Here is an 18061-nt window from a genome sequence, read left to right on the forward strand (position 1 = left end):
TCTGCCCGGCCGCCGCGATCCCGGCGGCCGGGCATCTCAATTCTACGGGCCGGCTGCTGAAGCCGGCTGTTTCGAGGTGAATGAAGCGTGAACAGAATTTATATGGACCATGCCGCGTCCACGCCGGTGCATCCGCTGGTGGCGGAAGAGATGCTGGGCGTGATGACCGGCGCGTACGGCAACGCTTCGAGCGTGCACGCTTTCGGTCGCGAAGCCAAACGGATCGTCGCCGCGGCCCGCGAGCGCGCCGCCGCCGCGATCGGAGCGCGTCCGGGCGAACTGGTCTTTACGTCCGGCGGAACGGAGAGCGACAATGCGGCGCTGCTGGGAGCCGCCGCCGCCCGGATCGATCGCGGCCGCCATCTGCTGGTGTCGCGGATCGAGCATCATGCGGTGCTGCATACGGCGGAGCGTTTGGAAGAACAGGGCTTCGAAGTGGAATACATTCCCGTCGACGAAGGCGGCCGCGTGGACGTGGGCTGGATTCGCGAACATACGCGGCCGGACACGACGCTGATCAGCGTCATGTACGCCAATAACGAAGTCGGCACCATCCAGCCGGTGGAAGAGATCGCCGCGTTCGCGCGCGAGCGCGGCGTCTGGTTCCATACCGACGCCGTGCAGGCGTTGGGTTCGCTGCGCGTCGACTGCGCGGCGATGGGCGCCGACCTGGTCAGCTTCTCGGCGCACAAGATCAACGGCCCGCAGGGCATCGGCGCGCTGTATATCGCGCCGCAGATCAAGCTGCCGCCGCTGCTGCTCGGCGGCAATCAGGAGCGCGGCCGCCGGGCCGGCACGGAGAACCTGGCCGGCATCGCCGGCTTCGCCCGCGCCGCGGAGCTGGCGGCTTCGGGCCTCGAAGAGCGCCGCGAACACGCTCTGCGGCTGCGCGCGCAGCTGCTGGACGGGCTGCGCGCGGGCATCGGCGGCGATCAATTCGTCGTCAACGGCGATCCGGACCATACGCTGGCGCATATCGTCAATATCAGCTTCCCGTCCGTCGGGACGGAAACGATGCTGATGAATCTGGATATGGAAGGAATCGCCGCCGCCAGCGGTTCCGCCTGCACGTCCGGTTCGCTGGAAACGTCGCATGTGCTGCGGGCTATGAATCTTTCTGAAAATGTTTTGAATTCCGCGATTCGCTTCAGCTTCGGTTTGGGTAATACTTCGGAGGAAATCGAGTTTGTCGTTAAGAAAGTTGAAACGATTATTCGGCGCGTGCGCAGGTAAGCGGCATCGATACGGAGTCTGTTCCGCTTTTCATTGTGAATAAACGTTCAATCCGGAGAAGCGTCCGCGTTTTTCCGTCGACTCTCAAATAAGCGGACGGATAGGTGATCCCAAATTATGAAATGTCCAAACTGCAGTTCCAAAGATATCGGCAAGATCGGCTCGCATCAGTTCTACTGCTGGAGCTGCTTTATCGAATTGACCGTAAATGCGGGGAAAATGTCCGTGTACCAGGTGGAGAAAGACGGTACCCTGAGTTCGCTGGACGATTTGTTCTGCATGAAAGAACCGGCGGCTTCGATATCCCAGCTTCAAGCGACGTCTTGAACGAACAGCTTGTCTCGCTTGATTAAGACAAGTCACGAGCGGCTTCTGCGCCTTAAACGGCCGGCGGAGGCGAGCGCGACCGGCAGCGCCGGCCCGCGCCCGTCTTTCGTCCGGCTTTTTGCTTTGCTCTCTTCGGTTGTGCTTCGACGCACGCCGATCTTTCGTCCCGGATTCGTCCGGCGCCCGGCAGGACTGCAAACCGGCCCGTATCGTCGTCCTTGCGCGGTCATTGACAGAATTTCCGGCGCTGGATATACTGTGAAAAGGAATGGTTCGAATTCGTCCGCGATCGAGCGGAAGTACGTTCGGACCCATAATCCGCAAAGCGATGATGGAATGAAGTACGTCCTGAAGGGACGCCTCTTCAGCGAACAGGCTCCTTGCGCGGCAAGCGCATGGGTGGAAGAGCCTGGGGGGCCGACGGACCGAAAGCTGATTCCGGAGTGCGGGGCGCAGGCCGCCCGTGCCGCTTCGTCCCCGTTACCGGACGCAACGAGGAGATCGTTTTTTGTATCGTTTGCCGTGCGGCTTAATCCAGCGGCTATATCGGGCAAAAGCGATAACCAGGGTGGTACCGCGATCAATCGTCCCTGACTAGTCAGGGGCGTTTTTATGTTTTCCGCTTTTTTCAAGACCGCTCGACAACCCAATCCCGAATCGGAGGCCAACCCATCATGAAAGCTAGCGAAATCCGTTCCAAATGGCTGCAGTTCTTCGAACAAAAAGGCCATCACATCGAGCCGAGCGCTCCGCTCGTGCCGCATAACGACCCTTCCCTGCTGTGGATCAACGCCGGCATGGCGCCGCTGAAGCCTTACTTCGACGGACGCGTCAAGCCGGAGAATCCGAGAATTGCCAACTCGCAGAAGTGCATTCGTACCAACGATATCGAAAACGTGGGCAAAACGCGCCGCCACCATACGTTTTTCGAAATGCTGGGCAACTTCTCCATCGGCGATTATTTCAAAGAAGAAGCGATCGCCTGGGCATGGGAATTCCTGACCGGCCCGCAGTGGATCGGCTTCGATCCGGAACGTATCAGCGTCACCGTGTACGAAGAAGACGAAGAAGCGTTCACATTGTGGAATGAAAAAGTTGGCCTTCCGGCGGAACGCATTATCAAGCTGGGCGACGAGAATTTCTGGGATATCGGCGAAGGTCCGTGCGGACCGTGCAGCGAAATCTTCTACGATCGCGGCGACGCTTACGGCGCGCTCGATCCGAACGATCCGGAAATGTATCCGGGCGGCGAAAACGAGCGTTTCCTCGAAGTGTGGAACCTGGTGTTCTCGCAGTTCAACCATAACAAAGACGGCAGCCGCACGCCGCTTCCGAACAAAAACATCGATACCGGCGCCGGCCTCGAACGTTTGTCTTCGATCCTCCAGGACGTCGATTCCAACTTCGATACCGACCTGTTCCAGCCGATGATTCAGCGGACGGCTCAAATGGCGGGGATCGAATACGGCGTCAATGCCGAGTACGATACGGCGCTCAAAGTTATTGCCGACCACGTCCGTACGGTGACGTTCGCCGTCGGCGACGGCGTGCAGCCTTCGAACGAAGGACGGGGTTACGTCATTCGCCGCCTGCTGCGCCGCGCGGTCCGCTACGGACGCGTGCTCGGGCTCGACCGTCCGTTCCTGTACGAGCTGGTGAGCACCGTCGGCGAAGTGATGGGCGTGTACTACAATCAGGTCGTGGACAGCCGCGAGCTGATCGAACGCGTCATCCGTCTGGAAGAAGAACGTTTCCACAAAACGCTGTCCGACGGCCTGTCGATCCTGACCGAAACGGCCGAGCGCGCCAAAGCGGCGGGCGAAAGCGTAATCGGCGGGGAAGACGCGTTCAAGATGTACGATACGTACGGTTTCCCGCTCGACCTGACCGAAGACTTCGCGCTGGAACACGGCATGACCGTCGATCGCGACGGTTTCGAAACGGCGATGCAGCAGCAGCGGACAAGAGCGCGCGAAGCGCACAAAAAAGGCGGCGGCATGAATATCCAGGGCGGCGCTTTGTCCGAGCTGGAAGCCGGCAGCGAATTCGTCGGCTACAACGAAACGTCCGCCGAAGCCAAGATCGTCGCGCTGATCAAAGACGGCGAGATCGTCGAATCGATCGGCGAAGGCGACGCGGCGCTGGTCGTGCTGGACAAAACGCCGTTCTACGCCGAAAGCGGCGGCCAGGTCAGCGACGTCGGCACCATCTCTTCGTTTACCGGCAAGCTGAACGTGGAAGGCCTGGTCAAAGCGCCGCGCGGACAGCATGTGCACGAGGTGACGGTGGAATCGGGCGAGCTGCATCTGGGCGACGACGTCCGGGCGAGCGTCGAGCGCGATTCCCGCGCGGCGATCGAGAAAAACCATACCGCGACCCACCTGCTGCACAAAGCGCTCAAAGAAGTGCTGGGCACTCACGTCAACCAGGCGGGTTCGCTCGTCGAGCCGCAGCGTCTGCGCTTCGACTTCTCGCACTTCGGCAGCATCACGCCGGAAGAGCTGGCAGACGTCGAACGCCGCGTGAACGAGCAGATCTGGAAAGGCGTCAATGTCAAGATCGAGTACAAAGGCATCGACGAAGCGAAAGCGATGGGCGCGATGGCGCTGTTCGGCGAAAAATACGGCGATATTGTCCGCGTGGTCGAGATCGGCGATTACAGCCTGGAGCTGTGCGGCGGCTGCCACGTGCGCAATACGGGCGAAATCGGATTGTTCAAGCTCGTGGCGGAAAGCGGCATCGGTTCAGGCGTGCGCCGGATCGAAGCGCTGACCGGCCGCGGGGCGTACCTCTATCTCGACGGCCAGCTCGACCTGCTGAAGCAGTCGGCCGCCGCGCTCAAGACGCCGGTTACCGAAGTGCCGAAGCGCATCGAAGGTCTGGGCAAGCAGCTGCGCGAAGCCGAGCGCGAGATCGAATCGCTGCGCGGCAAGCTGGGCGCGATCGAAGCCGGCCAACTGACCGACCGCGTTCGCAGCGTGGGCGATGCGCAGGTGCTGGCGGAAGCCGTATCGGCATCCGATATGGACGGTCTGCGCTCGCTCGCCGACGAACTCAAGCTCAAGCTGCCCCAGGCGGTGCTGGTGCTCGGCGCGGTCTCGGGCGACAAAGTGAACTTCGTCGTCTCCGTTCCGCAGGAACTGACCAAGCGCGGCCTGCACGCCGGGAAGCTTGTCAAAGAAGCGGCTGCGGTCTGCGGCGGCGGAGGCGGCGGACGCCCGGATATGGCGCAGGCCGGCGGCAAGGACGCGTCCAAGCTGCAGGAAGCGCTGAATACGGCCGTGACCCGTCTCGAAGAAGCGCTGAACGCCTGAAAAAAGCAAACGCGGCATATGCCGCATCCGGACGATTTCCCCGTTTCTTGATCGCCGCAAAGTGTGATATGATAAAGGGGACTCAACATTAAGGCGCGTCTGCGCGTCGCGGCTTCGGCCGTTTTGTAAAGCGAGGTGTAATCCTTATGGATTCCATGGACAAGACTGTAAAGTTCAACGTGCAGGGGGACGAAGAAACCTCCGCGCAGGAGATTCTGCTCACTGTGTACGACGCGCTTGTGGAGAAGGAGTACAATCCGATCAATCAGATTGTGGGCTACCTGTTGTCCGGAGATCCGGCTTACATCCCGAGACATAACAATGCGCGAAGCCTGATCCGCAAAAAAGAACGGGACGAGCTTATCGAAGAACTGGTCCGCTCTTATTTGTCCAAGCTTCGATAGGAGATAGCGAAGATGAGATTGTTGGGCCTGGATTATGGGGACCGCCGGATCGGCGTCGCCGTCAGCGACGCTTTCGGCTGGACCGCGCAGGGAATCGAAACGGTCCAGCGGCGCGAAGACGGCTCGCATATGCAGCGGATCGCCGAACTGGCTGCGCTGCACGAAGTCGGGGAGATCGTAGTCGGTCTTCCCAAAAACATGAACGGCACGATCGGCCCGCGCGGCGAACTGTGCATCGAATTCGCCGAAACGCTTAAGGAATTGCTGGGTCTGCCCGTTCACCTCTGGGATGAACGCCTGACGACGGTATCCGCCGAGCGCACGCTGCTCGAAGCCGACGTCAGCCGCAAAAAGCGCAAGCAGGTCGTCGATAAGATCGCGGCGGGACTGATCTTGCAAAATTATCTGGATTCCAAATCAAACCGGTGAAAGGGTGACGGGCATGACAAACGATTCCCATCTGGTAGGCGAAGAGCCGGAAATCATTTATATTCCGGACGAAGAAGGGCAGGAGGAAGGCTTCGAAGTCATTATGAAATTCGAAGTGGACGGCTCCGAAAGCAAATATATGATGGTGGTTCCGTTGGATTCGGAAGACGAAGAAGCGGACGAAGTATACGCATTCCGGTACGAGGAAGACGGCGACGACCTGAAGCTCTATGTCATTGAAGACGAAGCGGAATGGCAGATCGTCGAAGAGACCTTCAATACACTGGTTGCCGAACTGGACGGGGAGGAATAGCAATGACGGAATTTTCCGCAAGTCAAGTCGTAGAAACCAACAGGCTGGAGAGTGTGTACGGGCTGTCCGTCGAATTGATCGACGAGAACGCCGAATCGGTGACTTACCGGATTATCCGGGAGTTTGAAGTAGGCGGCGGAGCTTACGCCGTGCTGCAAAACGAAAGTGCCGGCGCCGACGACGATGTGCAGATTCTCAAGATCGAAACTTCTGCCGAAGGCGAAATTCAGCTGGTAACGATCGACGACGACGACGAGTGGGAAAACGTGGCCGAGCTGTTCGACGAACTCACTTTCCCCGAAGAGATGTAAGGAAAGCGTCATCGCAAGCGGACCGGCTCGTTCTGGTCCGCTTTGCCGTGCGCAAAAATAAGCGGTTCAGGCAAAAGGGCGGAGCAGTCCGCCCTTTTGCCTGCGCCGCCGCCCGAAATCCGCAAACGAGGATGTGCGCCCATTGAATAAGAATAAAAGAGCGGCCAGGGGACTGCTGGTCGGTCTGCTGATTCTGCTGCTGCTCGCGGCTTCCGCGGCGGCTTTTGTCTACATTTCGCTGCGGCCCGTGCCCGCTTCCGATCAGCCGGTAGCTTTCAAGGTGGCCGAAGGAACCGGCACCGCGGAGATTGCGGACGGGCTCGAACAAGAAGGCTTGATCCGCAGCGCCCTGCTGTACAAGATCTATTTGAAGCTTGAGAACGAAGGAAGTTCTTTCCGCCCGGGCAAGCACGAAATTCTGCCGGGCTCCGATTACGCGGCGATCACCGCCGTGCTTAACGGCGGGGAAGGCATGCAGCGGAAGTCGGTCAAAGTCACGATTCCCGAAGGCTTTACGATCAAACAGATCGCCGATCGCCTGCACGAAGCCGGCGGCTGGGATGCCAAAACGATCCGTCAGCTGGCGAGGCAGCCGGAGAAATTCGCCGACGTCCTGCCGGGCGAAATCCCGGACGACCCGAAGCCGACCTATGCGCTGGAAGGCTATTTGTTCCCGGATACGTACGAATTCGAACCGGATGCCACGGAAGAAGACGTGGTGCGCCGTCTGGTGCAGGAAACGAGCGGCAAGCTGAAGTCCATCCCGGATTTCGACAACTTGTTGAAGCGGCGCGGCCTGACCGTACACCAACTGCTGACCGTCGCTTCGCTCGTGGAACGCGAAGCCGTCGTCGACTCGGAACGCGCGCTGATTGCGGGCGTGATCGACAACCGGCTGAACGATCCGATGAAGCTGCAGATCGACGCGACCGTCCAGTACGCGCTGGGCGAGCAAAAAGAACGGCTGCTGTATTCGGATCTTGAGATCGACAGCCCGTACAATACGTACAAATACGAAGGTCTGCCGCCGGGCCCGATCGCTTCGCCGAGCCTCAAATCGATCGAGGCGGCGCTGCGGCCGGAGAAGTCCGATTACTTCTTCTACGTGACCAAGAAAGACGGGTCCGGCGAGCACTTATTCGCCGAGACTTATGCGCAGCATGAACAAAATATCGAGCAGAGCAAAGCCGGCGGCGAATAATAACGCCGGTTCGCGCCGATAACGAAAAGGAAGCAAAGAAGGGAGTGGCCGTCATGGGATATCAACCCGAACTTTTGGCGACTTGCGGCACACTGGAAGAATTGAAAGAGCTGGCGGAAGCCGGCTGCAGCGCTTTTTTACTGGGGGAAGAAAAATTTGGGATGAGGCTTCCGGGAGAATTCACGCCGGAGCTGATTCGAGAAGCCGTCGATTTCGCGCGTCCGCGCGGCATCAAGATCTATGCCTGCGTCAATAACCTGATGGACAACGAAGCGCTGCCGGCGCTGCCGGAGTACTTGAAGGTTCTGGGCGGGATCGGCGTGGACGGCATCGAGTTCGGCGATCCTTCCGTTCTGATGCAGGCGCGCGCTCTGCTGCCGGGACTGCCGCTGCACTGGAACGCGGAGATGACGTCGACCAACCACGGCACGGCCAACTATTGGGGACGCCGCGGCGCGACGCGGGTCGTGCTTGCGCGCGAGCTGAATATGGACGAAGTAACCGGCATGATGCCGCATCTTGAAGTGGAAGCCCAGGTGCAGGTGCACGGCATGACCAATATTTATCATTCCAAGCGCAGCCTGGTGCACAGCTACATGGCGAACCAGGGCCGTCCGGTCGAAGACGACAATGTCGGCCTATCGCGCGGATTGTACCTGATCGAAGCCGAACGCCGGGACGAGCGCTTTCCGATCTACGAAGACTCCAACGGCACGCATATTATGAGCTCCGGCGATATCTGCATCCTCGAGGATCTGCATCTGCTGATGGAGGCGGGCGTGCAGAGCTTCAAGATCGAAGGCATTTTGAAAAGTGCGGCTTACAACGTCGCGGCGGCGCGAGCTTACCGCAAAGCGATCGATACGTTTGCGGCCGATCCCGAAAATTATGCGTTCGAAGAAGCGTGGCTGGACGAGATTCGCGATTTGCAGGACCCGCAGCGGGAGCTGTCGTTCGGATTTTTCTACAAAGAACAGGTTTATTGACAAGGGGGCTTACATCGTGGAAAGTACGCAAACGCCGGTTCAAAGCAAGCCGCAGTTCAAAGGCAAACGCTATCGGCTGGACAAGCCCGAGCTGCTCGCTCCGGCCGGCAATCTGGAGAAATTGAAGTTCGCCGTGCATTACGGCGCGGACGCCGTATATATCGGGGGACAAAAATACGGCCTGCGTTCGAACGCTGACAACTTCAGCTTCGACGAAATGAAAGAAGGCGTGGAATTCGCCAAGAAATACGGCGCGAAAGTCTTCGTCGCCACCAATATCTACGCGCACGAAGAAGATCTGGACGGGATCGCCGAATACCTGCGCAATTTGCAGGAAGCCGGTATTTCCGCGATCATTACCGCCGATCCGGTGATTGTCGAGACGGCCGGGACCGCCGCGCCGAAGATCGAAGTGCACTTGAGCACGCAGCAGTCCACGCTCAACTGGCAGGCCGTGCAGTTCTGGAAAGAAGAAGGACTGCCGCGCGTCGTGCTGGGCCGCGAAACGAGCCTGGAAGAAATCGCCGAGATCAAAAAGAACGTCGACGTCGAAATCGAATCGTTCGTGCACGGCGCGATGTGCTCGTCGTATTCCGGACGCTGCGTACTGTCGAACCATTTTACCGACCGCGACTCCAACCGGGGCGGCTGCTGCCAGTCGTGCCGCTGGAAGTACGATCTGTTCGAAAACCCTTCGCCGGAAGGCGAATGGGTATCGGAAGAACAGCAGTTGGACGAAAGCGAAGGCAATCCGCTGTTCGCGCCGGAAGACAATGCGTTTACGATGGGATCGAAAGACCTGTGTATGCTCGGTTCGATTCCGGACCTGATCGAAGTCGGCATCGACAGCTTCAAAGTGGAAGGGCGCATGAAATCGATCCATTATGTGGCGACCGTCATCAACGTATACCGCCAGGCGATCGATTCGTACATGGCCGACCCGGACAACTACGTGCTGAAGCCGGAGTGGATGGAAGAACTAAGCAAAGCGGCCAACCGTCCGCTGAACACCGGATTTTTCTACGATACGCCGGATCACGAAGACCATATCTACGAGCCGGAAGAAAAAGCGGTGCCGTACGACTTTGCGGGACTGGTGCTCGATTACGACGCGGACAGCGGACTTGCGACCATCCAACAGCGCAACCATTTCAAGCCGGGCACGCAGATCGAATTTTTCGGTCCGGGCGGCACGTTTTTCAGACAGACGGTCGGCGCGATCTGGGACGAGGAAGGCAACGAGCTGGACGCGGCGCGTCATCCGATGCAGCGCGTGAAGATCAAGGTGGACCGTCCGCTGCGTTACTTCGATATGATGCGCAAAAAGAACGTAAAAGCTTAATATCCCGATAATATTCGGAGAAAATAGGCCCTTTGGATCACCTGGTGATTCGAAGGGTTTATTTTTTGTGTTAATTTTTTTGAAAAAGTGTTAAATTGCTCTTTCCATCTTGCCTGCTCCTACCGATAATATAGATATCCAGCATTATGCAATCCCGGGCTTCTTTTAGGTAATACGATGTACATATCAAACACTACTGGGAAGCGCTTTCCAAAATCCGGTTTTTGCAGCGCTGATTCTATGACTTGCGGGGTGGGAAACATGGGTATGATAGAGAAGAAACACGAAGACGGAGAAACGGCGGAAGTTGGACTGGAGCCGAAACCGAAGCAGAAGCAGAGCCGGATCAAAGTCAAGAAGCCGTCCCTGAAGCTGTTGAAAAAAGACAAAGGGACGAAAAAGACGCGCGGTAAAGAGAAAGCGCTCACGCAGCCGGGGTTGGGCGAGGAGCTTGAGCAGCAGCCGATCGTAGTCCCGATCGAAGAAAAGCGGCGTTTGAAATGGCCGAAGCCGTCCAAGAAATCCGGCGTGCGGACATCTTCGCCGCGGTCCGGCGGTCCCGCGCTGATCGGGCTGCTCAAAAACTGGCGCAAGCTTAATCCGTCCCGGTCGGTCGGGGTGCGTTTGTTCCTGATCTTCCTGATCGGCGTCGTGCTGTTCGTCTCGTCGCTCGGGATCTTCTCTTATGTAAAAGCCCGCGATACGATCAAGGACAACGCGGCTGCCGCCAACGAGCAAACCATTATTCAGACCGCGCAAAAGCTGGACATTATTTTGCAGCGTTATCTCGATTCATCCACCCAGGTATTTTTTGCGCCCGATATTCAGGAAGCAATCACTTCGCTGCAGCTGGGTACCTCGGATTTCGACCGGTTCCAGGCCGTGCGGCAGATCAACGACAGCCTGAGCAACCAGGTCAACGTAACGGGCGGCCTGCAGGCCGTTTATCTCATGCCGATGAAAGAAGGCACCAACGATTTCTTCTCGGCCGGTAACCAGCTTCCGACAACGGAAGAAATTCGCGCTTCCGCCTGGTTTGCGCAGCTGGAGAAAGCGGAGAAGACGGTGCAGTGGCTGCCGACCGACGAGAAGCGGAGCAGCTACACGCTGACGCGCGTGATGTCGACCACGAACGGAAGCGGCACGAAATATCTGGTCGCTTTGCAGCTTGAAGCCAAAGCGCTCGAAGAACAGCTGCGCTCGGTCTCCCTGGGCGACGGCAGCCGGATCGAACTGATCGCCGCGGACGGCACGGTCGTAGCGGCCGACGAAAGCGGGGACGCGGGCCAGCCGAGCAAGTTCGTGTTCAAACAGGATAACCTGGAAGAGAGCGGCAAATTCGAAGCGGACCAATTCGGAAGCAAGATCCTGGCCGCTTACAGCGTCATGAAGACATCCGGCTGGAAACTGATCGGCACGGTGCCGGTTTCCTTCCTGCTCGAGGGCGCTTCGGGCATCCTCAGCATGACGGTGATCTTCGTGCTGATCGATATCGTATTCGCCGTCCTGATCGGGATCTGGATGGTGCGCATGATCGGCATCCCGCTCGGCCGTCTGAGAGGCTTGATGCGCGAAGGAGCAACCGGCAATCTCAGCGTGCGGACCGATTTCCGTTCGAAAGACGAGATCGGCGAACTGGCGACGGCGTTCAACCAGATGATGGACCGGATCACCGATCTGGTGCGCCAAACGACCGATACGGCGCAGCAGGTACTCGATACGGCGGGCGAACTGGAATCGGCTTCGCGCCAAACCGCGGTATCCGCCCGGGAAATCGCGGTCGCGACCGAAGAAATCGCCAACGGCGCGTCCAGTTTGGCGCAGGAAGCCGAGAAGAGCAGCGAGCTGACCGAAAAAATCGGCGACCGGATGGAGAAAGTCGTATCCGCCAACCGCGAAATGGACGTATCGGCCAAAGAAGTCCAGGCGGCGAGCCACAAAGGAACGCAGCATCTGGACGGGCTGCTGGAGCAGACCGGAAATACCGAAAATATGGTGCGTTCCCTGGTCGCCAAGGTCGATTCGCTCAAGGAAAGCACCGCTTCCGTCATGAAAGTGCTCGACGTCATGCAGAATATCACCAAGCAGACCAATATCCTGTCGCTGAACGCGACGATCGAAGCCGCGAGAGCGGGCGCAGCCGGACAAGGCTTTATGGTAGTTGCCGGCGAGATTCGCCAGCTGGCCAGCCGTTCGCGCGAATCGATCGATATGGTCGGTGAAATTACGGATAATATCCAGTCGGAAATGGACGAGACGGTCCGCACGCTGTCCACCGTTTACCCGATGTTCCAGGATCAGGTTCGTTCCGTCAAAGAAACCAGCGGCATCTTCGTGTCGGTACAGCAGCAGATGGAGCAGTTCTCCGGCAAGCTGGACGGAGTCACCACGTCGATCGGCGAACTGGGCCGGGCCCAGACGGTGATGTCCGAAGCGATGGCCAGTGTCAGCGCCGTCGCGGAACAATCTTCCGCGACTTCGCAGGAAGTGGCGTCGCTCAGCAGCGAGCAGCAGAATGTCGGCGTGAGGCTGGTCGAACTGTCGACCAAGTTGAGCGGGGCATCGAACGAACTGAAAGAGTCGATTTCGAAATTCACGATTTAATTTAAGAAGTTGAGCGGGGCGGCTCCGAAAGAGTTCGCTACGGTCGCGTGTTGCAATCGGGAAAACTGATTATATTTTTAGTTGGTATTTTCCCGATTGCAAAGGCGAACGCTATCGCTCCTTCACTGAACTCTTTCTCCGCCTTTTGCGAATTTCGGATGTGGGTGGGGGGAAGAGCGAAGAACAAAAAGAGAGCTTCGGGCCGCGGCCCGAAGCTCTCTTTTTTGTTATAAAAAGTGTATAAGGATACAAACTGAATTAAATCCGAAAAAATTGTTCGAAATTCAATAAGGATCGGATTTTTTGCCTTTTTCCCGCGTTTGTTCGACGGCTTTGTGCGCGTCGGTCTGGCCGCCGACGGCGCCTTACGATTTGGCGGAAGCCAAGCCTTCGGAGACGCGCCGGCCGTAATCGGCGTCGGCCTGCGTAAAGTAATCGATCATGCGCTCTTGGATATCGGACTTGCACTGGGACAGGGCGCCGACCAGGTTGTCGATCAGTTCGTCGCGTTCCCAGTCTTCGAACGAGCGGTACGTGTCGCCGGCCTGGCCGAAGTTGTTCGGGCGGTCGATCGGTGCGCGGACCAGCTTGGCGTGGTACTCCGGCTCGTGGTCTTTGCCCGGTTTCGGCGCTTCTTTCAGGCCGCCCATGGACGACGGCTCGTAATTGACGTGCGGGTTCTGGCCCGGCGCGCGGTCGACTTTGAACTGCATCTGGCCGCCGCTCTGGTTGGTGGCGACATGCGTTTTCGGCGCGTTGATCGGAAGCTGCAAATAGTTGGCGCCGACCCGGTGCCGCTGGGTATCGGAGTACGAGAAAGTACGCCCTTGCAGCATTTTGTCGTCCGAGAAATCCAGACCGTCGACCAGCACGCCGGTGCCGAAAGCAGCCTGTTCGACTTCGGTGAAGTAGTCTTCCGGATTGCGGTTCAGCGTCATTTTGCCGACCGGCAGGAACGGGAACTGTTCCGGCGGCCACAGCTTGGTATCGTCGAGCGGATCGAAGTCGAGTTCCGGGTGCTCGCCGTCTTCCATGATTTGTACGCACAATTCCCATTCGGGATAGTCGCCTTTTTCGATCGCTGCGTACAGATCCAGCGTTGCGTGGTTGAAGTTGGTGGACTGCACTTCGTTGGCTTCTTTTTGCTTCAGATTGCGGATGCCCTGGCCGAGCGGTTCCCAGTGATACTTGACCAGTACGCCTTCGCCTTCGGTGTTGACCCATTTATACGTATTGACGCCCGATCCCTGCATCTGCCGGTAATTGGCGGGAATGCCCCACGGCGAGAACAGGAACGTGACCATATGGGTCGCTTCCGGACTCATAGAAACGAAATCGAAAAAGCGTTCCATGCTCTGGACGTTGGTGATCGGGTCCGGCTTGAACGCGTGTACCATGTCCGGAAATTTCAGCGGATCGCGGATAAAGAAAACTTTCAGGTTGTTGCCGACCAGATCCCAGTTGCCGTCCTCGGTATAGAATTTGGTGGCGAAACCGCGCGGATCGCGCAGCGTTTCCGGCGAATGGCCGCCGTGGATTACGCTGGAGAAACGGACGAATACCGGGGTTTCTTTGCCTTCTTCCTGAAACAGCTTGGCGCGTGTATACTTCGAGACCGGTTCGTCGCCGGCTTTGCCGTACGCGGTGAACACGCCGTGGGCGCCCGCTCCTCGGGCATGCACGACCCGTTCGGGTATGCGCTCGCGGTCGAAGTGGGTAATCTTTTCGAGGAACTGGTAATTCTCCAGCGTCGTCGGTCCCCGGCTGCCCACCGTGCGCACATTCTGGTTGTCCCGCACCGGATGTCCCTGGCGGGTCGTCAGCGTCATGTTGTCTTCCTGCTCGCCGTTCGGCTTCGGTTTCTGTTCGTCGGTCACGTGAAATCCCCTTTCCGTTGTCCATCAATAGAATGGAAGCGTGAATAAATGGAGAATCATTACAGAAAATGGCATACGCCATTTTTTACCCGTCCGCAAAATCGTTAAAACGTTAACCAAGCGCTTTTCATCAAACCTTCATTCGAAGCAAAGGGCGTCCGGACGAAGGCGCCTATTTTTTGCGTTGCTTGAATAGATTCCTATGCTAAAATAGAGTGATGAAGTTGAGCAAGGACTCAAACGCAGGGCTGCTCGAACTGCAAAAATAAAGAAACGGAGAGCGGGAATGGAAACCACTTTACTTATCTGGCTGTTTTACTTATCTTCCTTTTACGCGTTTATTCCGGGTCTGATCAGCCGGATTTTCGGGTTTCGAGCTTTCCGCAAAGGAAAAAGCGAAACCGAGTTCGCTTTAACGTTCGACGACGGACCCGATCCGCGCTACACGGCGATGCTGCTCGATCTGTTGAAGCGCTATGAAGCCAAAGCGACGTTCTTCGTGGTCGGTTCGCACGCGCATCAGCATCCCGAACTGCTGAAACGCATGCAGGCCGAAGGGCATTCGATCGGTATTCATAACTATGTGCACCGCACGAACTGGCTGATGCGTCCGGGCTCGGTGCGCAAGCAGGTCAATCGGACGAACGAAGTCATCGAACGGGTCACGGGACAAAGAGCGACTTATTATCGTCCGCCATGGGGAATCGTCAACCTGTTCGATCTGGTCGGCCGGAACGAGCTGAAGATTGTGCTCTGGTCGGGCATTTTCGGCGACTGGCGCAAGCGCCTCGGCGAAGAACGGCTGCTCAAACGGATGCGGCGCAAAATGCGCGGCGGCGAAGTACTGGTTCTGCACGACTGCGGAGCCACGCTGGGCGCGAACGACAAAGCGCCGGAGAATATGCTGCGCGCGCTGGAACGTTTTCTGCAGGAAGCTTACGGCAAAGGACTGCAAAGCGTCACGGTCGAGCGTCTGATGGCCGCGACCAAGAAAGCGAGGGGAAAAGAGATGGGCAAAATTTCTCCGATGAAAAAAATGCTGGTCGGCGCCTGGCTGATCTACGAGCGGGGATTCCGGTTCGTGTTTCGTCTGCGCGAAGCCGAGAACGCGCCGCTGTATCATTTCCGCCAAACGCGCTACTCGGGCCGTCCGCTGGAATTGGGCAACGGAGATACGCTGGTAAAAGGCGATTCGATCGTGGAACTTCATTTCGACAATAAAATGCTGTTTGAATTCGGCAGCCGTTCGCGCTCCGCGGTGCAGCTCGCCATTATGATGATCCGGGGCACGGAACAGAGCTTTCCGGGTATTGCGGATTATATCCGCCGCGATCCGGAACTGAGCCGGGCCAAAGCGGTATACGCGGTCAGCATGGTCAACCGCGGGCCGGAGCAGTTCGGATTTCGGGTGCACGATCTGCCGGACGGATTGTTCGCCCGGGCGACGCGTTTGTACCTCAAGCTGCTGCTGTGGGTAATTCACCCGTCCGGCGGCGCTCGTCTTCAGGAGCAAAGCGACTTCCTGGTGCCGAAAGTCATGGTGATGCCGATGCATACGATGCTGACGCGCGATTTCAAAGCGGACAAACGCAAGAATCGCCGCAAAGCGGACACGTCGGCCCAGTCCGCGCCGGAGAGAGAGCCCGTTTCCGTTCCGGCCGAAGCTCCGGAGGCGGTCCAACCGGAATCGTCCGTTTCCGCGATCGGGCAGAGCGGCGAAGCGGCAGGCGCGGCGGTCCGGTAACAAGATTCTTCGATATCCGGATTGCCTACCGGCCCGGATGCTTGGACGATAGAGATTGGGATCAGGCGATATGACAAATAAAGGACTCCGACTTCCGGCGCGGCCGGGAAAAGTCGGAGTCCTTTTGGTTGAGTCCGAAACGGCCGGAGCATCGGGCGAAAGCGGGCAAAACTTCGGCGCTAAAGAAAAACCGGCCGCGCGAGGCGCCGGCCGGTTTTGTCCGTTCGGGGAAGAACGGTTTAGATCTTCATGATTCCGCCCATGCTGGCGTTGGTCACGAGCTTGGAGTAGCGGGCCAGATAGCCCGTTTTGACTTTCGGCTCGAAGCCCTGCCAGTTGGCGCGGCGCTCGGCGAACAGCTCTTCGCTGATCTCCAGCTGGATCGTGCGGTTGATCAGATCGAGTTCGATAGTGTCTCCGTCTTCGACGAACGCGATCGGTCCGCCTTCGGCGGCTTCCGGCGAGATATGGCCGATACTGATGCCGCGCGACGCGCCGGAGAAGCGGCCGTCGGTGATCAGGCCGACTTTGGCGCCGAGACCCATGCCGACGATCTGCGAGGTCGGAGCGAGCATTTCCGGCATGCCCGGTCCGCCTTTGGGACCTTCATAGCGGATAACGACAACATGTCCTTCTTTGATCTTGCCGTTGGCGATGCCTTCGAGCGCTTCTTCCTGGGAGTCGAAGCAGATCGCCGGGCCTTTATGATAGCCGCCTACGGACTTGTCCACGGCGCCGACCTTGATGATCGCGCCTTCCGGAGCCAGGTTGCCGAACAGAACGGCGAGTCCGCCGCGCTCGGAGTGCGGGTTGTCCAGCTTGTGGATAACCTCGGTATTCTGGATCTCCTGGCCTTCGACGTTCTCGCGGATCGTTTTGCCGGTTACGGTAATGCGGTCCGCGTGCAGCGCGCCCGGCTTCTTGAGCAGCTCGTTCAGTACGGCGCTGACGCCGCCGGCGTTATGCACGTCTTCGATATGCCAGTCGGACGCCGGAGCGAGCTTGGCCAGATGCGGCACGCGGTTCGCCACTTCGTTGATGCGTTCGATCGGGTATTCGATACCGGCTTCCTGAGCCAAGGCCAGCGTATGCAGAACGGTATTCGTCGAACCGCCCATCGCCATATCGAGCGCGAACGCGTTGTCGATCGCTTCCACCGTCACGATATCGCGCGGCTTCAGATCCATTTTGATCAGTTCCATCAGCTGCGTGGCGGACTGGCGGACAAAGTCGCGGCGTTCCGGAGCGACGGCGAGGATCGTGCCGTTGCCCGGCATCGCCAGGCCGAGCGCTTCGGCGAGGCAGTTCATCGAGTTGGCGGTGAACATGCCCGAACAGGAGCCGCAGGTCGGACAGCCGTATTGTTCGAGCTCAAGCAGCGTCTGATCGTCGATCTTGCCGACCTGGTGCGCGCCCACGCCTTCGAATACGGAAGTCAGGGAGATGGAGCGGCCGTTCTTGTCTTTGCCGGCTTTCATCGGTCCGCCGCTGACGAAGACGGTCGGGATGTTGACGCGCAGCGCGCCCATCAGCATGCCCGGCGTGATCTTGTCGCAGTTCGGAATACAGACCATGCCGTCGAACCAGTGCGCGGAAACGACCGTCTCCACGGAATCGGCGATGATCTCGCGGCTCGGCAGGGAATAACGCATGCCGATATGCCCCATCGCGATGCCGTCGTCGACGCCGATCGTGTTGAACTCGAACGGCACGCCGCCGGCTTCGCGAATCGCTTCTTTTACGATCTTGCCGAATTCCTGCAGGTGCACATGGCCCGGTACGATATCGATATAAGAATTGCAGACCGCGATAAACGGTTTGCCGAAATCTTCTTCTTTGACACCCGCCGCGCGCAGCAAGCTGCGGTGCGGTGCGCGGTCGAAACCTTTTTTGATCATGTCGGAACGCATTTTCTTAACGGCCATGATGACTTTTCCCCCCAGAACGATAAATTAAAATAATTGCTTTACCGCGGT

At 58.2% G+C, this 18061-nt stretch carries 14 protein-coding genes; 12 read left to right on the plus strand and 2 right to left on the minus strand.

Going from position 1 to position 18061, the window contains the following annotated elements:
- The first annotated feature begins 87 nt into the window (after positions 1–87).
- The 11 genes from QWJ34_RS04570 to QWJ34_RS04620 all read left to right on the plus strand — a co-directional run bounded on the left by QWJ34_RS04570 (position 88) and on the right by QWJ34_RS04620 (position 12464).
- Positions 88–1233: a cysteine desulfurase family protein gene (locus tag QWJ34_RS04570; RefSeq protein WP_302725896.1), complete on the plus strand. Its 1146-nt coding sequence runs from the start codon at positions 88–90 to the stop codon at positions 1231–1233.
- A gap of 117 nt (positions 1234–1350) precedes the next feature.
- Positions 1351–1560, plus strand: coding sequence for a hypothetical protein (locus QWJ34_RS04575; protein ID WP_302725897.1), 210 nt, complete (start codon positions 1351–1353; stop codon positions 1558–1560).
- 674 nt (positions 1561–2234) lie between these two features.
- On the plus strand, positions 2235–4874 hold the full coding sequence (alaS, locus tag QWJ34_RS04580; RefSeq protein ID WP_302725898.1) for an alanine--tRNA ligase: 2640 nt from the start codon (positions 2235–2237) through the stop codon (positions 4872–4874).
- 146 nt (positions 4875–5020) lie between these two features.
- On the plus strand, positions 5021–5278 hold the full coding sequence (locus QWJ34_RS04585; RefSeq protein ID WP_172193996.1) for an IreB family regulatory phosphoprotein: 258 nt from the start codon (positions 5021–5023) through the stop codon (positions 5276–5278).
- A gap of 12 nt (positions 5279–5290) precedes the next feature.
- On the plus strand, positions 5291–5707 hold the full coding sequence (gene ruvX / locus QWJ34_RS04590; RefSeq protein WP_302725899.1) for a Holliday junction resolvase RuvX: 417 nt from the start codon (positions 5291–5293) through the stop codon (positions 5705–5707).
- Positions 5708–5720: 13 nt separating this feature from the next.
- Positions 5721–6020, plus strand: a complete 300-nt coding sequence (locus QWJ34_RS04595) for a DUF1292 domain-containing protein (protein WP_302725900.1) — start codon at positions 5721–5723, stop codon at positions 6018–6020.
- Positions 6021–6022: 2 nt separating this feature from the next.
- Positions 6023–6331, plus strand: a complete 309-nt coding sequence (locus QWJ34_RS04600) for a DUF1292 domain-containing protein (protein WP_302725901.1) — start codon at positions 6023–6025, stop codon at positions 6329–6331.
- Between the two features lie 142 nt (positions 6332–6473).
- Positions 6474–7532, plus strand: coding sequence for an endolytic transglycosylase MltG (gene mltG / locus QWJ34_RS04605; protein WP_302725902.1), 1059 nt, complete (start codon positions 6474–6476; stop codon positions 7530–7532).
- A 53-nt stretch (positions 7533–7585) separates the two neighbouring features.
- A complete protein-coding gene (locus tag QWJ34_RS04610; protein ID WP_302725903.1) occupies positions 7586–8518 on the plus strand; it encodes a peptidase U32 family protein in 933 nt (310 codons plus the stop codon).
- A gap of 16 nt (positions 8519–8534) precedes the next feature.
- The gene (locus QWJ34_RS04615) at positions 8535–9860 is read left to right on the plus strand and encodes a peptidase U32 family protein (protein WP_302725904.1); all 1326 of its coding nucleotides are present in this window, start codon (positions 8535–8537) and stop codon (positions 9858–9860) included.
- Positions 9861–10127: 267 nt separating this feature from the next.
- On the plus strand, positions 10128–12464 hold the full coding sequence (locus tag QWJ34_RS04620; protein ID WP_302725905.1) for a methyl-accepting chemotaxis protein: 2337 nt from the start codon (positions 10128–10130) through the stop codon (positions 12462–12464).
- 365 nt (positions 12465–12829) lie between these two features.
- On the opposite strand, the gene QWJ34_RS04625 is transcribed toward QWJ34_RS04620, so the two are convergent.
- On the minus strand, positions 12830–14293 hold the full coding sequence (locus QWJ34_RS04625; RefSeq protein WP_368046348.1) for a catalase: 1464 nt from the start codon (positions 14291–14293) through the stop codon (positions 12830–12832).
- Positions 14294–14627: 334 nt separating this feature from the next.
- Here QWJ34_RS04625 and QWJ34_RS04630 point away from each other — a divergent pair, with 334 nt between their 5' ends.
- Complete coding sequence (locus tag QWJ34_RS04630) at positions 14628–16085, plus strand: polysaccharide deacetylase family protein (protein WP_302725906.1); 1458 nt, start codon at positions 14628–14630, stop codon at positions 16083–16085.
- A 239-nt stretch (positions 16086–16324) separates the two neighbouring features.
- On the opposite strand, the gene ilvD is transcribed toward QWJ34_RS04630, so the two are convergent.
- The gene (gene ilvD, locus QWJ34_RS04635; RefSeq protein WP_302725907.1) at positions 16325–18010 is read right to left on the minus strand and encodes a dihydroxy-acid dehydratase; all 1686 of its coding nucleotides are present in this window, start codon (positions 18008–18010) and stop codon (positions 16325–16327) included.
- Positions 18011–18061: the final 51 nt, after the last annotated feature.

It is taken from the genome of Saccharibacillus sp. CPCC 101409, from assembly GCF_030518235.1.
Lineage (GTDB): Bacteria > Bacillota > Bacilli > Paenibacillales > Paenibacillaceae > Saccharibacillus.

Coding starts and splice junctions, on each gene's coding strand:
- QWJ34_RS04575 (WP_302725897.1), top strand. CDS start 1,351: ATGAAATGTCCAAACTGCAGTTCCAAAGATATCGGCAAGATCGGCTCG.
- alaS (WP_302725898.1), top strand. CDS start 2,235: ATGAAAGCTAGCGAAATCCGTTCCAAATGGCTGCAGTTCTTCGAACAA.
- QWJ34_RS04585 (WP_172193996.1), top strand. CDS start 5,021: ATGGATTCCATGGACAAGACTGTAAAGTTCAACGTGCAGGGGGACGAA.
- ruvX (WP_302725899.1), top strand. CDS start 5,291: ATGAGATTGTTGGGCCTGGATTATGGGGACCGCCGGATCGGCGTCGCC.
- QWJ34_RS04595 (WP_302725900.1), top strand. CDS start 5,721: ATGACAAACGATTCCCATCTGGTAGGCGAAGAGCCGGAAATCATTTAT.
- QWJ34_RS04600 (WP_302725901.1), top strand. CDS start 6,023: ATGACGGAATTTTCCGCAAGTCAAGTCGTAGAAACCAACAGGCTGGAG.
- QWJ34_RS04610 (WP_302725903.1), top strand. CDS start 7,586: ATGGGATATCAACCCGAACTTTTGGCGACTTGCGGCACACTGGAAGAA.
- QWJ34_RS04620 (WP_302725905.1), top strand. CDS start 10,128: ATGATAGAGAAGAAACACGAAGACGGAGAAACGGCGGAAGTTGGACTG.
- QWJ34_RS04625 (WP_368046348.1), bottom strand. CDS start 14,293: ATGACGCTGACGACCCGCCAGGGACATCCGGTGCGGGACAACCAGAAT.
- QWJ34_RS04630 (WP_302725906.1), top strand. CDS start 14,628: ATGGAAACCACTTTACTTATCTGGCTGTTTTACTTATCTTCCTTTTAC.
- ilvD (WP_302725907.1), bottom strand. CDS start 18,010: ATGGCCGTTAAGAAAATGCGTTCCGACATGATCAAAAAAGGTTTCGAC.